This window comes from Chryseobacterium sp. MA9 (assembly GCF_024399315.1).
In the GTDB taxonomy this organism is placed as follows: Bacteria; Bacteroidota; Bacteroidia; order Flavobacteriales; family Weeksellaceae; genus Chryseobacterium.
In genome coordinates this window covers 3,767,162-3,783,225 of record NZ_CP075170.1, presented here as the reverse complement: position 1 = coordinate 3,783,225, position 16,064 = coordinate 3,767,162, and the positions used below count along the sequence as shown (strand labels likewise).

Annotated in this window: 11 protein-coding genes and 1 riboswitch; of the genes, 2 read left to right on the top strand and 9 right to left on the bottom strand. The window is 35.1% G+C overall.

Going from position 1 to position 16,064, the window contains the following annotated elements:
* Positions 1 to 38: 38 nt before the first annotated feature.
* Positions 39 to 137: riboswitch (SAM riboswitch) on the bottom strand.
* A gap of 245 nt (positions 138 to 382) precedes the next feature.
* Positions 383 to 790, top strand: a complete 408-nt coding sequence (locus KIK00_RS17230; protein ID WP_255813592.1) for a type II 3-dehydroquinate dehydratase — start codon at positions 383 to 385, stop codon at positions 788 to 790.
* A gap of 72 nt (positions 791 to 862) precedes the next feature.
* A complete protein-coding gene (locus KIK00_RS17225) occupies positions 863 to 1,303 on the top strand; it encodes a hypothetical protein (protein WP_255813591.1) in 441 nt (146 codons plus the stop codon).
* A 49-nt stretch (positions 1,304 to 1,352) separates the two neighbouring features.
* Here the strand turns inward: KIK00_RS17225 and pckA are convergent, their stop codons facing one another.
* From pckA to KIK00_RS17180, 9 genes are all read right to left on the bottom strand, one after another.
* Complete coding sequence (gene pckA, locus KIK00_RS17220) at positions 1,353 to 2,969, bottom strand: phosphoenolpyruvate carboxykinase (ATP) (RefSeq protein WP_255813590.1); 1,617 nt, start codon at positions 2,967 to 2,969, stop codon at positions 1,353 to 1,355.
* Between the two features lie 127 nt (positions 2,970 to 3,096).
* Positions 3,097 to 4,002 (bottom strand): GYDIA family GHMP kinase, encoded by a 906-nt coding sequence (locus KIK00_RS17215; RefSeq protein WP_255813589.1) that lies wholly within the window; start codon positions 4,000 to 4,002, stop codon positions 3,097 to 3,099.
* Positions 4,003 to 4,012: 10 nt separating this feature from the next.
* Entirely contained in the window at positions 4,013 to 4,888 is an 876-nt protein-coding gene (gene fabD, locus KIK00_RS17210) for an ACP S-malonyltransferase (protein WP_047376515.1), read from the bottom strand.
* Positions 4,889 to 4,960: 72 nt separating this feature from the next.
* Positions 4,961 to 6,931, bottom strand: coding sequence for a LysM peptidoglycan-binding domain-containing protein (locus KIK00_RS17205; protein WP_255813588.1), 1,971 nt, complete (start codon positions 6,929 to 6,931; stop codon positions 4,961 to 4,963).
* Between the two features lie 38 nt (positions 6,932 to 6,969).
* Positions 6,970 to 8,556, bottom strand: coding sequence for a bacillithiol biosynthesis cysteine-adding enzyme BshC (bshC, locus tag KIK00_RS17200; protein WP_255813587.1), 1,587 nt, complete (start codon positions 8,554 to 8,556; stop codon positions 6,970 to 6,972).
* A gap of 12 nt (positions 8,557 to 8,568) precedes the next feature.
* Positions 8,569 to 10,506 (bottom strand): putative porin, encoded by a 1,938-nt coding sequence (locus tag KIK00_RS17195; protein WP_255813586.1) that lies wholly within the window; start codon positions 10,504 to 10,506, stop codon positions 8,569 to 8,571.
* Between the two features lie 92 nt (positions 10,507 to 10,598).
* Positions 10,599 to 11,426: a hypothetical protein gene (locus KIK00_RS17190; RefSeq protein ID WP_255813585.1), complete on the bottom strand. Its 828-nt coding sequence runs from the start codon at positions 11,424 to 11,426 to the stop codon at positions 10,599 to 10,601.
* Positions 11,427 to 11,444: 18 nt separating this feature from the next.
* Positions 11,445 to 12,992, bottom strand: a complete 1,548-nt coding sequence (locus tag KIK00_RS17185) for a RagB/SusD family nutrient uptake outer membrane protein (RefSeq protein ID WP_255813584.1) — start codon at positions 12,990 to 12,992, stop codon at positions 11,445 to 11,447.
* Between the two features lie 12 nt (positions 12,993 to 13,004).
* Positions 13,005 to 15,893, bottom strand: a complete 2,889-nt coding sequence (locus tag KIK00_RS17180; protein WP_255813583.1) for a SusC/RagA family TonB-linked outer membrane protein — start codon at positions 15,891 to 15,893, stop codon at positions 13,005 to 13,007.
* Positions 15,894 to 16,064: the final 171 nt, after the last annotated feature.

The following is a 16,064-nucleotide window of genomic DNA, read 5'->3' as shown; positions in this document are numbered from 1 at the left end:
AAATTAGCAAAGGGCATCGATAAATACGATAAACCAAATGCTTATTTTTCCTAAAAAGGCTGAACGTAACACCTTGCCCCATGGGTAGGTTGTCAAGATTTCATTGGGTCAGTTCCCTCCATCTTTCTTTATAAGCCGATCGAAATATGTTTGCAAAGCTAAAAACTTTTAGTCCACAAAACAAGTAGACTTATAAATTTTTCATGATAATTTTTCAAAAATTAACATAAGTTTTTAATAAAAGCCACTACTATAAGGAGTTGTAACCATTATCATTTTAACAAACATGACAAATATCATTATTAATAATACAATTGAACGAACGTTAATCTGTGCGGAAATTTTTGATCATTTAATTAAAAAAAGTTTTTAATTTTATAGTATGAAAGTTTTAATAATAAACGGGCCCAACCTCAATCTGTTAGGCACTAGAGAACCTGAAATCTATGGGAATGTTTCTATGGAAAGCTATTTGGAAATTTTAAAATCCGAGTTTCAATCTCATGAATTAAAATATTATCAGTCGAATATTGAAGGAGAACTCATTAACAGACTTCAGGAAGATGACTTTGATGCCGTAGTGATTAATCCGGGAGCTTTCACCCATTATTCTTATGCCATTGCTGATTGTTTAAAAAACATCAGAAAACCAAAAGTAGAAGTTCACATCAGTAATATTTATAAAAGAGAGGAATTCAGGCAGAAGTCGGTAACAGCGGCTAATACTGATGCTGTTTTATCTGGCTTTGGAATGGATGGGTATAGATTGGCTATATTAAGCTTGAAGTAATTTATATTTTTTACTTTTCCTACAGATCGCAAAGATTTTCACAGATAATTATGGGTAGTAAAAGAATAATTTATGAAAATAAAGGATAAGATTTACTGTAAATGTATTGGGGTATATTCCGGACAATTAACGAAAAGAAAATCTTATATTATTGAAGAAATAAATACTGAAAATGTAAGGGTTCAGAATGATGAAGGAAGACTGAAATGGTATTCACAATTTTATTTTAGCTTATACAATCAACCGGAAATAATTTCTATTAACATAGATGATACAATAGAAAATATTGAATCTGATGCAATAGAAGTAACTATTATGTTTTCCAACAAAGCAAAATATTGGATGACTTTCACTACTCCAAAGTATTTAGATAAAATATTGAACGAAGAGCCTTACTTTTCTTCAAAACATTTTATGATCATAAAACATCTAACAGAAGAATCAATAAAATCAACAGTCCTAAAACTGGATGAACAGAACGAATTGATTGAAAGCTGTAAAAAATATGAATAAAAAAGCCTCATCATTGATGAGGCTTTTTGTATATGTTGGTTGGTAACTATTAGATAGTCTGTTCCTGCAATTGAGGTCCTGAAGCCACTAATTTCTTACCTTCTTCAGTATCACAATACTGCTCAAAGTTTTTGATATATCTTGATGCAAGATCTTTTGCTTTTTCTTCCCATTCTGAAGCATTTTCATATGTATCTCTAGGATCTAAAATACCTGCAGAAACGTTTGGTAATTCAGTAGGGATCTCAAGGTTCATGATTGGAACCTGAGTTTTAGGAGCATTATCAATAGAACCGTCAATGATTGCATCAATAATTGCTCTTGTATCTTTCAGAGAAATTCTCTTTCCAGTACCATTCCAACCTGTGTTCACCAAATAAGCTTTAGCTCCGTGCTCCTGCATTTTACCGATCAGTGTTTTAGAATACATTGTTGGGTGTAATGTAAGGAATGCTTCACCAAATGCTGGTGAGAAAGATGGTTGAGGTTCAGTAATTCCTCTTTCAGTTCCGGCCAATTTAGATGTATAACCGCAAAGGAAGTGGTATTGAGCCTGATCTTCATTCAAGATAGAAACCGGAGGAAGTACCCCGAACGCATCTGCTGAAAGATATACAATCTTCTTAGCATGACCTGCTTTAGAAGGCAATACAATTTTGTTGATATGATAGATTGGATAAGAAACTCTCGTGTTTTCTGTGATAGATCCGTCAGTATAATCTGCTACTCCATTATTCACAACTACGTTTTCAAGAAGCGCATCTCTTTTAATCGCTCTGAAAATATCCGGTTCTTTTTCTTCTGATAAGTCAATTACTTTAGCGTAGCATCCTCCTTCATAGTTGAATACTCCGTTATTATCCCATCCGTGCTCATCGTCACCGATAAGGTATCTTTTAGGATCTGCTGATAAAGTAGTTTTACCTGTTCCTGAAAGACCAAAGAATAAAGCAACATCACCTTTTTCTCCTACGTTTGCAGAACAGTGCATTGAAGCCATCCCTTTTAATGGAAGGTAATAGTTCATCATGGCAAACATCCCTTTTTTCATTTCACCTCCGTACCAGGTACCTCCGATGATCTGTAGTTTTTCTGTAAGGTTGAACATGATGAAGTTTTCGGAGTTTAATCCCTGAGCTTCCCAGTTCGGGTTTGTTGTTTTTGATCCGTTGACTACTGTGAAATCCGGCTCACCGAAGTTTTCCAGTTCGTAGTGAGAAGGACGAATAAACATGTTTGTCACGAAATGTGCCTGCCATGCTACTTCAACGATAAATCTTACTTTAAGTCTTGTATCTGCATTTGTTCCACAAAAAGCATCTACTACATAAATCTTTTTAGCTTCAGAAAGCTGGTTCATCACTAGTTCTTTACAAGAACCGAAAATTTCTGCTGATGTAGGTAAATTTACTTTACCATCCCAGAAAATTGTATCTCTTGTAACATCATCCTGAACAATATATCTGTCTTTAGGTGAACGACCTGTGAAAATTCCTGTTTTTACTGATACCGCGCCAGATTCTGTAAGTTCAGCTTTCTCAAATCCCTGATTTTCAGAAGAAACTTCAGCCTGGTATAATTCTTCATAAGAAGGATTGTACACTACTTCATAGTTTCCTTTAATCCCCAATTTCTCTAAATCCTGGATGATTTTAGTGTTTTTCATTTTACTTATATTTTCTATTTCTTTATTGACTTCAACAAAAATAATATTAATTATTTGTTAAAGGTGGTTTAAATATACTGATATAAGTCAGAATGACAAATAAAAAAACGGGATCGTAACGATTTGATTATAAATTAATTATATTTTCCCACTCAAAAACAATGGGAAAACCTTTCTCCCAAAAATAGTTCTTATAGTCCCCAAATTTGGCACTCATTACAAAATCTCCCCCCCATGCACCTAAACTTTTGACAAAAGAAGGACAATCTGAGAATAATTTTTCTTTAACTGTGGAAATTTCAAGAAAATCAGCAATTTTATGCTCATGAATCATCATTAATTCAGAAAAATTTTCCAATTCACTGCATAGCATTATTTTCTTTGTGATATCTGAAAATTCATCAACCAATTCCGGAGACTTCTTTTTTGATTTATAAAAGTTGATTCCTTCTCTGCTATCCTGCTTCTGATTTAAGTGAATAAAAATCAGTTCATTTTTAAATGAAGGATTGAAATCTACCTTCTCATATTTAATCTCTGGTTTACTTTGGAAAAGAACTGCAGATTTTTCTTTTGCTACCGCGATATCATATCCACTTCCTCCTAAACTAATCGTATTCAGATGAAAAGGATCAATCTCTGCCCATTCCGCAAGATTATTCATCAAAGTAGAACTGCTCCCAAGGCCATAGTCTGCAGGAAACTGAAGATTGGTCCTTAAATGATAGGTAAGGTCGGTCTTGAATTTAGTAATAGAAAGCTGCTGAACATTCTTTAATGTTTTAACAATAAATTCAGCGCTTGATGGAATGTTAGTTTCCAAGATCTGCCAGTTTTTATAATCAATGACAGCCTTCAACCAGAATTTATTTTGATGATAAGCCTCCCAATGAATAAGTGACTTGCCATCTTCTTTTTCTTCAAAGAAAAACTCTTGTCCCAGCTTGGTAGGTACCGCTAAGACAAGAGCTCCATCGATTGCGAAATATTCTGAAGTAAGCATAAGCTTGCCCGGTGAAAATATCGCGTTCATATATTTTTAATTAGATTGCAGAAGCAGCATCTACTGATCCGTCGATTTTTTTGATCAGCCCCTGAAGGGTTTTTCCTGGGCCTACTTCTACGAAGTTAGATGCACCATCTTTAATCATATTCTGAACAGACTGTGTCCATTTTACAGGACCCGTAAGCTGAGCAATCAGGTTTTGTTTGATTTCGTCAGGATTCGTTACAGCTGTTGTAGTGATATTCTGGTATACTGGAATAGTTGCTTTTCTGAATTTTGTTTTTTCGATTGCTGCTGCCAGTCTTTCTTGTGCAGGCTGCATCAATGGTGAATGGAAAGCTCCGTTTACCGGTAGTAACAATGCTCTTTTAGCACCTGCTTCTTTCAGTTTTGCACAAGCTTCTTCCACTGCAGGAGTTTCTCCTGAAATCACCAATTGTCCTGGGCAGTTATAATTTGCAGGAACAACAATTCCGCTGATCTGTGCACAGATTTCTTCAACCTTAGCATCATCTAATCCTAAGATAGCAGCCATAGAACTTGGATTGGCATCACAAGCATCCTGCATAGCTTTTGCTCTTTCGGAAACTAACTTCAAACCGTCATCAAAGGATAAAACTCCGTTGGCAACCAAAGCTGAAAACTCTCCTAAAGAGTGTCCTGCAACCATTTCAGCACCAAGACCGTTTACGGCTTTTAATGCTGCTACTGAATGTATAAATATTGAAGGCTGGGTTACCTCTGTTTTTTTAAGATCCGCGTCCGTTCCGTTAAACATAATGGAAAGAATGTCGAAACCTAAAATTTCATTGGCAGATTCCATCAGATCTTTAATATCTTTTCTAGAATCATACAATTCTTTTCCCATTCCTACGAACTGAGAACCCTGCCCTGGAAATACAAGTGCTTTCATGTATTGAATTAAATATTATGCAAATATAACTATAATGTTAACAATATTCTTTTTAAAGAGCTATAAATCATGTTAAGGTACCAGCCTGATTACTCTGTAACCAGTGTTTACATAAGCACCATTAGCTTTAGATTTTACAAACTCAAATTTTGTAGCAAGCTGAGTCTGAACTTTATTCATCTGCTTAAAGATCTCGCCTTTTTTATTTTCTCTGGTTAACATGTCGTTTACTACATCAAAACCTACGATGGCATATTTTGGAGGAGTTTTACAGTATTTGCTTTTGTAAGCAGCCAGAATTTCTTTTTCAAAGCTGCCATCTGTATTGATCTTTCTATCCATCAGATATACCAGACTGGCCTGGCTCAGCTCGTCAACTTTTTTCTCAAAAACTGGAGAATAAAACATACTGAACGCTTTCACTCCCTGTACTTCTTTAGAAACAGCAATGATTCTGTTGGCAAAAGCATCTCCTGCTGCATTATCATCATTCGCCAGAATGGCAATAACCGGTGCAGACTGACCTGTCATCATATTCTGATCAGGCTGAATATCTGCTGGTGAGTTGACGATAATAATATTAGGATTTTTCACAGCTTTTTCAAGCCCTGCTTTAATGTAATTGGCATTTTCTTTTTTAGCATCTGCCACTACATATATTTTTTGGTCAGAATAAATTCCTTTTACTTCTTCTACAATCTTATCAGCATATGTCTGATTGTTTGTTTCAACGATAATAAGATTATTGTAGTTATATAGTTCCGGAGTGTTGGCAAATGGCGCTACAATCGGAATTTTCTGATTTTTGGTAAAATCAAGAACATCAATTACATTAGATTTAAAGAAAGGGCCAATAATAAGATCTGTATTATCAGGATTGATCTGTGTCAAAGAGTTTTTGAATGATGCTTCATTTCCTGAATCTACTATTTTGATATCCAGTTTCTGCCCACCTCTGGCATTTCTTTCAATAGCAAGTTTAGCTCCTGTTAAAAAGTCAAGTGCCATTGCTCTGTACTGGGTTTCGTTTGTACTGTACCCGAATGGAAGCATTAGGATAACACTAAGGGCGTCACCATTTTTCTTAATGTATGCTGCATCCTGTTTTTTGATCTTTAAAACCATTCCGGTTTTCAACCCATGAGAAAGATCCGGGTTAAGAGCAATAAGTTCATCTATAGAAACACCGAATTTATTCACGATGGAAAATACTGTATCTCCCTGCTGAACGGTATAGGTTACATAATCGTCTCCTGCCACAACATTGGAAGAGGTTGTCGATTTTTCGTTCCCTGAATCCATTTTTGCTTTTGGATTTACGGTCTCAGTAACGCTATCAGTGTTTGTATTACTATTGGATGTTTTTATTTTAATAGTTTCGCCAGGTTTAAGTCCTTTTTCTTCCAATCCTGGATTTAAAGCAAAAAGATCCTGCTGACTGATTCCAAACTGTTTTGTAATTCTATAATAATTATCTTTAGCCTGGATTACATAAGATTCTCCTTCTACAGCAGCCGTTACAACTGCAGGAGTAATGGTTGTTATTGTTTTTTCTACAGGAGGTTCAGCATGTTTTTCTCCTGTTGTTACAGTCTGCTGAGTACCACCATATTTTTTGATGCTTGCAAGAGGCAAAGTAATTTCGTCTCCGATTTTCATATGAGAATCCAGTTCAGGATTCAGTTTCCTTAAATCAGTTTCAGAAATTCTGTATTGTTTTGTGATGCCATAGATCGTTTGCTTTGGCTGTAAAACAATTTTACCCGTGGAAGAAGTACTTGTGTTTGAAGTCACTTTTTCTACTGGAGCTGTTTTTGTGACAACCGGAGTGGCTGTTTTATCTGATTTTATTGTTAAAACATCTCCGATAGCCAGTTTGCCATCTTTATGTTTTGGGTTTAGCTTCAGCAATTCATCTACAGTCATTCCATACTTTTTGGCAATGCTGTAAGGATTATCACCTTGCACAACCGTATGTGATTTCTGGGCTGAAACTCCCAAAACCATACATAAACTGGATAGAATAAAAAACCTCTTTATCATATTCGATAATTATAATTTACAAAAATACTTCTTTAAAATTAAATGGCAACAATAATTAATTTGGAATCTTGAACCACCATTTCTTCCAAACAATTTTCAAGCCACGAATAACCATAATCTGAAAAGAATACACTAAAATTATAAACTCTCTCCTGCCACGTTTTGGCTGGGTGAACATCTAAAAACAGATTTTCAAGTCTTTCCAGCAACTCATTTTGTTTTATTTTCTCAGCGTGGAGCAGACGTTTTTTCATTCTTTTGAAAGACTTCAATTGTCTTACTTCCTCAGCCTTCACCATATTTCCGAAAGATTTCTCAGTGGTTTCTGCCGAAGTTCTCAGCGCTGAAAAACTGCTGATCAGCAACTCCTCTTTCTCGTTAAGTAATTGTAAAATCGGATTATCTTTTAAAATTTTATGATTGGTAAGTACTGTGAAATTCTGGAAAAATTCTTCGATTTTAAGATCCAGTTTCTCAATTTTCCCTAACGTTTTCTCTTTCAGGAAAAGCATAGAATTTCTTGGAATCAAGATAGGGAAAGGAATAGTAATCTTTGAAAAATAGTCTTTCAGCTCCAGCCAGTACATGATTTCAGCATTACCTCCAATATAAGCCAAATTCGGAAGTACATTTTCCTGATATACCGGACGCATCAAAGCATTGGGACTGAACTTTTCCGGATGGTTTTCCAATTCAGCCAATATTTCTTCTTCTGTAAACTGAATCGTTTTATCTACGATGATGTATTTCTGTCCGTTAAATTCTATTCTGTCTCTGGTTTCTGAAAGATAGAAAAGGTTAATTTCACGAGGGTTTACCTGAACTTTCCCGTATTTTTCCATCAGAAAATCCACTTTCTTCTTAGAAGTTTTCTGTAAACTGAAATAAAGAAGTTCATCTTTAAAGATCTCCTTCATCTGATTTTTAAGTTCTTTAGAATCTCCATCCAAAATCAAAAGTCCGAATTCTGAAAAAAGACGGTTGACAAGAATCTTAATTGCCTCTGTTAAAGTATTTTCTGTTTTATAAGCTTCCTTCATCATTAAGATCAGCTCGGTTCCAAAAATGGAATCTTTGAATTCTTTTTCAAATTCAGAAATAAAATAGGTATCACTGATCTCAATCCTTCCTACAGGTCCGCCAGATTTCTCATTGGTTTCATAATAATTATTTTCGGTTTTAAAATGATTGATCTCGGCAAAATCATGATCTTCTGAGGCCATCCAATATACCGGAACAAAATTAAAATCCGGGAAATTTTCTTTCAGATAGGTACATGTCTTTATGGTCTGAAGAATTTTATAGACAAAGAAAACAGGTCCCGAAAACAGGTTCAGCTGGTGTCCAGTTGTAATGGTAAATGTATTGGGTTGTTTTAGATTCTCAAGATTTCCTTTCTGTTTTGAAGAAAGGGAAAGGCTTGAAAGCTGGCCTACTAACACCTCCGATAAAATTTCTCTCTTCCTTGATGAAAAAGAGTCTTTTTTCAAATGAATCTGTTGTTTAAAATGATCTAAAGAAAATGTATTATTTTCAAAACCCTCAATTTTCTGATTTAAAAAATCTCTTACCAATTGAGGAATGCTTTCTATATCGTTGAATGATATTTTATTTATTGTTTTCAACCTGTACAGTTTTTAGTTGAACAAATACCACACAATTCCGATGTTCAATCTGAAATCATATACCGGATAATGTGGAAATGCGTATGCTTTGTTATTGGAAATAACAGTTCCTATCTGCTGCCCTTCTATGAAAAAGAACATCTTTTTCACTTTCATATTGATATAGATATCGGCGATAGGCTGTCCTCCAATTGAAAATGAATCTGCTCTGGGAAGGATATATTCATTAAGAACAGGGAAATAATCTCTTGATGCAAATTTAGAGAAATAATATACTTTAATACCTGCCTGTATTTCTGCTGCTTTTTTGAATGCCTGTGTCTGATAGAAGAAATTGGCTCTACCAATAAAGCTTGGCATAGGAAGCAATTCTTTATTGGTTAAAGTATTTTGAAAGTGTAGTCTTGTATTCAGATGGAATTTATTGAAGCTAAATGTAGCATCACCTCCGATCTGAGAGATATTCACAGAATTATCACTTTGTTTCGGGCTTCCGTTGCTGTCAAAATAAGTATAGTTATCTATTCTGAAATAGTTGGCAAAAATCTCTGTTTTAAACCATTTCAAATTGATACTTCCTCCCATTTCCATTACAGACTGGTTCTTTGCATTTTCAAGATAATAATTGAAATTATTGTAAACAGAAGTATTCAACAAGTAGTTGAATGAAGGATATGCACTTTGGAAATTCACTTTAGCATTAACGAAGTAATCTTTAATAGGCTCAAACTTCAAATTATTGGTTGTTTTCAGGTAGCTTTTGAACTGACTTCCGTTTGAAAATTCCAGGAATGAGTTCAATTGAATTTTATCCCAAAGTTTTACCTGCAGGTTTCCTACAGCTCCGATTCTGTTTTCTTTTAGTTCACCAGGAAAAGGAACACCATTCAGGGCAACAATATCTCTTATTCCCAATTTGATCATCTGATAACGTACACCAGCATCCAGTTTGAATTTTTCATTATTAAAAATCAAGCTTACCGTATTGCTGAAGTTTTCAGAATATTTTTTTGTAGTCAATGGAAAACCATCAACCAATTCAGTAGGAGCATCATACCAATAAGATTCCAAGGCTGTCTGATTATAGTAATATTTATTTCCCTGATGCGAAATAATATGTCTTATACTGAATGGAAATTTTCCAGAATTGAATGGAGTGAACTGGTGGCTCAGGTAGTATCTTCTGTAAGAAAACTGTGAGCTGCTGGATGCCAGATTCACCTGGGCATTTTGCCTGTTGCTATAATTACTGTCACCATTCATAAAAAGATTATCTTCTGTAATACCTCCACTTTCCTGATTGTTTACATTCTGGTGAAGATAGTGTGCAAAGATTTCATAGTTTCCGCTTTTTGAAATATAGTGCCCTGAAAATAGAGTATTATTATTCGCCGATAATGAGTTTCTGTAAAGCCCTTGAGAACGAAGTCCCATATATTCAAGAGCAAAATTGAATCTTTTCCCGATATTCTGGGTATAAGTAGAGGTTAAAGCGGCCCCGTTTCGCATTGCATTATGGTATACAAATGTAGCGGTAGGTGTTTTTACATCGTAGTATTTTACATCATTTGCCCCAATGATCATATAAGATTTATTGGATGGCAGTAAGGAAAGATTCTGTTCATCATTCACCTCAAATACCAGAGGATTAAAGCCAGATCCTATATTGGAAGGCTGTACTCTTCCGAAGTTATCTTTATTATTTTGTTGTGAAAAGATGTAGGTTTTATCAAAAGTCATTACGGTATCAAAAACTTTCTTTTCAGAAAACTGAGTCTGATACAGGTAATCATTAATAGTAGGCTTGAAAATTTTCAGGGAATCTTTTTTCCCGGAATCTATTACAAGAGTGTCTTCTTTTTTGGGTTGAGGCTTGGTATCAGCTTTATTAACAACCTGAGCCTTGGATACAAAACTTAAAGAGAAGAGTATGAAAAGGATGTACTTCATTATTCATTATTGTACAGCAAAAATAAGAAATAAAAGGACATAAAAAACCCCACAAGATGTGGGGTTAATTATATATCAATTGTAATATTTACTTATTGACCTGTAAATACTTCGTCATAATCTCCAAAACTTCCTAGTGAAGCACCAGTAGCAGGATTTTTAACAAAAAAGTTAACACGAAGTTTCAATATTCTTGTACAAGCATTGAATGATGATTTAGTTCCATCAGCAGCATCTTTTATATAGTTAACTCCACCATTGGAATTAGAACCAAGACTTTGCTCAGGAGTAGTAACAGCATAAGTATCAGGATTATACTTCAAAATCATATCTGCGCCATTATCCATAAATCCAACAACTTTAAGCGTTCCTACGCCAGCTGTAACGCCTAAATCTTGGATTGTATAAACTGCAGTAGGATCTTCTTTCCATGAAGATACCGTGTTTTTGAACTGTCCATTTCCAACGAATGCAGATGCTGGACAAGCTTTAGTATATGTCAGAGTATAAGTCTGGTCAAATGATGTATTAGCGATTGACGAAGATTGTAATGTAAATACAATTACTTTAGGCTCAACAGTAGCTCCAGCTTCAAGAAGCTTTACCTGAAACTTTCCTTCAACTTTACCTGCATCAACTGTTACAGTAGGATTTACAATCTGGAAATCTGTACCTTCCACAGCCGTTGAAACAGTTTTATCTACAACAAGTTTTACTTGTGCCGAAGAAGATAATGTTTGAATTGTTCCAAAGTCGATGTCAACTGTAGTGGAACCTGTTCCCATTTTTACAACAGCTTCTCCTCTTACTCCCTTATTGAAATGTAAATATGAATCACCATCATAAGTCTGGGCTTCGTCTTTACAACTGTTGAAGAAGAAAGCGACGAATGCCAATATTAGGAATGCAAATTTTTTCATAAATTCTATATTATTATATTAATAACCTGGATTTTGTTGAACATTAGGATTTGCATTAATTTCATCCAATGGAATAGGTAATGTAAATCTATAATCACTAGCAGGTAATGTAAGAGGTAAAGTCTTATTGTCATCATCATAAACATCTCTGTCTACTCCAACACCAGCAGCTACCCCCATTCTTTTTAAGTCTACATAACGATGACCTTCAAAACATAGTTCTCTTCTTCTTTCCAAAAGAATATCTGCATATGCTTGCTGAGGAGAGGTATAAGTAATTGTAGCAGCTAAAGACTGTTTAGATCTTGTTCCTCTAATAGCTCTAACACGAGTTGCAGCAGTTACTAAATCCCCTTCATGCACTGCAACTTCAGCTAAGATCAGATACATTTCTGATAATCTGAACATCTTGATATCATTTCTTAGTGCCATTGTAGAACTTGCAAGAGGAGCAAGTTTACCAGGATATTTATCTATAACAATAACATCGTCTTCTCTAGCATTTGGTCCGTTAGGATAAAGCTGATCAAACTGACTCGATGGATCAACAAAAACATCAAATCTGATATCTCCACCTGGCAATTGATTAAGAAGTGAGAATAATTTTCTACTCATATCATAATTCACAGACCCATTAATATCAGTAGAGTTTGTAGTCCATAATCCAGCAATGTTTGACCAAGATCCTGTTGAACTGTTTGGTCTGTATAATGACCATAGAATTTCTCCTCTACCACCATTCGCCGCAGTAGCATCTTTCCACATATTAGTATATGCAGTACCATTACCACTTGACAACGTTAAACCACTCGTAGTGATCGCAGCTGTAGCATTAGCTTTAGCATTAACATCGTCACCTTTGTAGTTATAATATCTTGCCGCAATTGCATTAATTGAAGCTTTTTTATCGAAATAGTGTTGTGCAGAAACCCCCGTAGAAACTACGCTTCCATTGAAGTTTGTAAGTGCATATTGCAAATCAGATTCAATCAAAGCAAAAACTTCAGAGTTTTTTACTCTTGGTAATTTTGTATTAAAAATGTCTGCAGGTTCAGTGCTAAGCATTACCCCCAAAGCATTAGGATCTTTCATATTTGTAGAAAAATATGATTCCAATGTAAGATAAGCATAAGCTCTTAAAGCTCTTGCATTTACTAATATACCAGTATACAATGCTTTATTAGCATCAGATAATGAATTATAATTAATCAAAGCACTTCCTTTCAAAAGGATATTCACTTTATTAATAATGTTATAATTACTTACCCAAATACCTGACGGCTGGCTAGTCGTAGAATTAAGTACAAATCTATGTGTTAAGATATCTGATGTACTTACACTACTTGGTCCAAATCCGACCTCATCTGTAAATAGTGAAGTAAAGAAAATCTCATTAGTTGGATTTACAGCCGGGTAAACACTTCCATTAAGAAACTTCTGCATATCATCCACCGATTGAAAAGCAACATTTGCATCATTAATCTCTCCATCCTGGACAATCTCTAGTGCATCATTACATGATGTCAGCACTAAGAAAAACGATAATATATAAAATACTTTTTTCATTTTAATAATTTTTTAGAAATCAATTTTCACCCCTACAGTATACATTCTTGGGTTAGGGTATACACTTAAGTTGGATCCTGTAATTGGTTCAGGATCGAAACCTCTCCATTTTGTCCACGTATAAAGGTTTTCTCCTTGTACATAAATTCTAAGTCCTGTAATTGGCAAATTCTGTAACTGCTCTTTTTGAAGTTGGTATCCTATTGTAAAAGATCTGATTTTCAAGAATGAAGCATCTTTAATAAAATAATCTGAATCTGCTGTATATCCCCAGTTTGTAGCTCTTAAGCTTGGAATATCAGAATTTTGATTTTGAGGAGTCCACGCTCCCAATAGATCCGTAGACATGTTTGAAGATCCAACAGCACTAGATCCTAATCCTTCAGGATTTGCTAGCCAGTAAAGAGCATTATCAAATTTCTTAACACCTTTTTGGAATGTGAATAATCCATCAACGAAGAATCCTTTGTAGTTTGTTTCAAAACCAAAACTTCCTGCATATTTAGGAATTGGACTTACATTAAGGAATTGTGCATCTTCCACTTTTGGAGCTTCTGTAACCCCGCCGTCTTTAGAATAGAATAGTAAGTTACCGTTACTCTTGTTAACTCCTGCATATTTATATACATACCACTCACTTAGAGTATGACCCGCCATGTTAACCGTTGTACCTGGTTCTGGATCTCCGTTAATTGTAAATTCATTAATCTTGTTATTGTTATAAGAACCATTCGCAAATACACTGAAAGTAAAATCATTGGTTTTGATAACATTATAACGTAATCCAAGTTCAATACCTTTGTTTGTCATAGCTCCATTGTTACCATTTACTGCATAAGAACCTGACACCCCAGAAACTGGGATCGTACTGAATAGATTTGTGGTTTTCTTCTGGTACACATCAAGAGTACCCTCCAATTTATTATTAAGTAAAGTGAAGTCTAATCCAATGTTCGCCTGAGCTACATCTTCCCATTGTACTAACGGGTTTCCATAGGCAAAACCTAATCCAAGAGCGTTACCATATCCTGTAGGAGATGTATATAAGTCTCTTACAATCTGGCTAGCTGTCAATAAAGGGTTTGAACCTGGAGTAGCGGCAATAATATTCTGGTTACCATTTGTACCATAAGAAGCTCTTAGTTTAAGAGTATTGAATGTAGATCCTTCCATGAAGCTTTCTTTATCAATATTCCATCTACCTGCTACAGACCAATACGTTGCCCATCTGTTTTCTCCGACAAATCGGTAAGATGCATCTCTTCTTAACGTACCACTGAAACCAAATCTTCCAGCGTAGTCATAGTTAAGGGTTCCAAATACAGCTATTGTTCCCGCTGTAACTCTTGAAGCGCTTACAGAAGGGATATAAGGAGATGTTGCAGTGTTATCAAATGGTACGTATCCTGTACCCGAACCTGGCACATAAGTTCTTGGATCCAATCCGTTTTGTCTTCTCGATGTGGATCTGTAATTTACTTTGTTATATTCCATGTTCACGGAAGCATCCACAGAGTGTTCACCTAATTTCCCGCTATATAAAGCTGAAATTACATTGTTGATCGTTAAGTCTCTTGTCGTTACCTGATCTTCAAAACCTGTATATTTAGCCGTTCCTTGTGTTGCTAAAGCCAAATATGCCCAAGGAGCTCTACCGGTAATTCTATCACTTTGTCTGTAATCAATACCTAACTTATTACTAATGGTAAAGTTTTTATTAATATTATAAGACGCTCCTAAGTTTGCACCGATAGATACCTGATCTACCATGTTTGGAAGATTTCCTCTTGTTAGAAGGTTTTGTAATACATAGATATTATTACCATTATTAAAATTGGTTCCAATAGAATTAAATAACTCCTGTCCGTTAGCATATCTAGTCGGAGACAAATATGGTAAGCCCATCAGAACCCCAAGAAGCGGGTTCTGTACAGAGTTATTTCTAATACCAGTATTGGTCTCTTCGTTTAATTCGTTTCTTCTTGAGAAGGCAAGAGCAATCTGTGAGTTAACGTTTAGCTTATTATCTTTAGATTTAGCCTGAATGTTTGATCTAACAGTAAATCTCTTGAAATCCGTAGTTGGTACAGCTCCTCCTTGTTCCATATAACCAAAAGAGTTATAAGAAGACACATTTGCTCCACCTGTTGAAAGCGCTACGTCATGAGACTGGAACATCTCTGGCTTAAAGAAGTAATCTTTCCAATTTGTATTAATCCCCTTAGCTAAAGCGTCTTTAGCCTTAATATATTCAGAGTTGGTATCAGAGAAACCGTATAATTTCATAATCCCCATATACTGTTCCGTATTGGCAAGATTATATTTATCAAGCGGTCTTAGTGACATACCTGTCATTCCTGTATAGGAAAGCTTAAATCCACTGTTATATTTACCTCTTTTTGTTCTGATAACTACAACTCCGTTAGCACCACGGTTACCATATACGGCAGTTGCTGCAGCATCCTTCAAAATAGTAGTTGACTCTATATCATTAGGGTTCAAGTTTCTATATTCTGAAGCATTTGATGGAATATCATCGATAACAATTAAGGCATCTGTGTTACCATTAATAGAACTGGTACCACGAATCAATAAGCTAAACTTAGCAGAACCCGGGCTACCAGAACCACCGTTCATAATTACCCCTGGTGCCGATCCCTGTAAGGAAGTTAACATATTGACATTTGGTCTGTTCTCGAAGAATACCTCCCCAACAGTATTAGAAGCAACAGTTGATTTAGGCTTTGTGATACTTTTTGAGTAACCTAGCAAAACTACTTCATCAATTGATGTTTCTTTTTTTACCGTGTCCTTTTTCTTAGTTGTTGTCTGCTGTGCAATAACCATTCCTCCAAAGAAAAACAGCGCGCCAGCACTCAATACACGTAATTTAACATTCATATTAACAAATTTTAATATATTTAATGGGCAAATATGTTAATAAATATTAACATCCACAAATTAAACCACTGTTTAAACTACGCTTTTTTTTGATATTTCGTTGAAATTTTAAACAAAACAAATAAGATTCAATAATTATAGACTGTTTTTATTACATAAAAAATAGTTTTT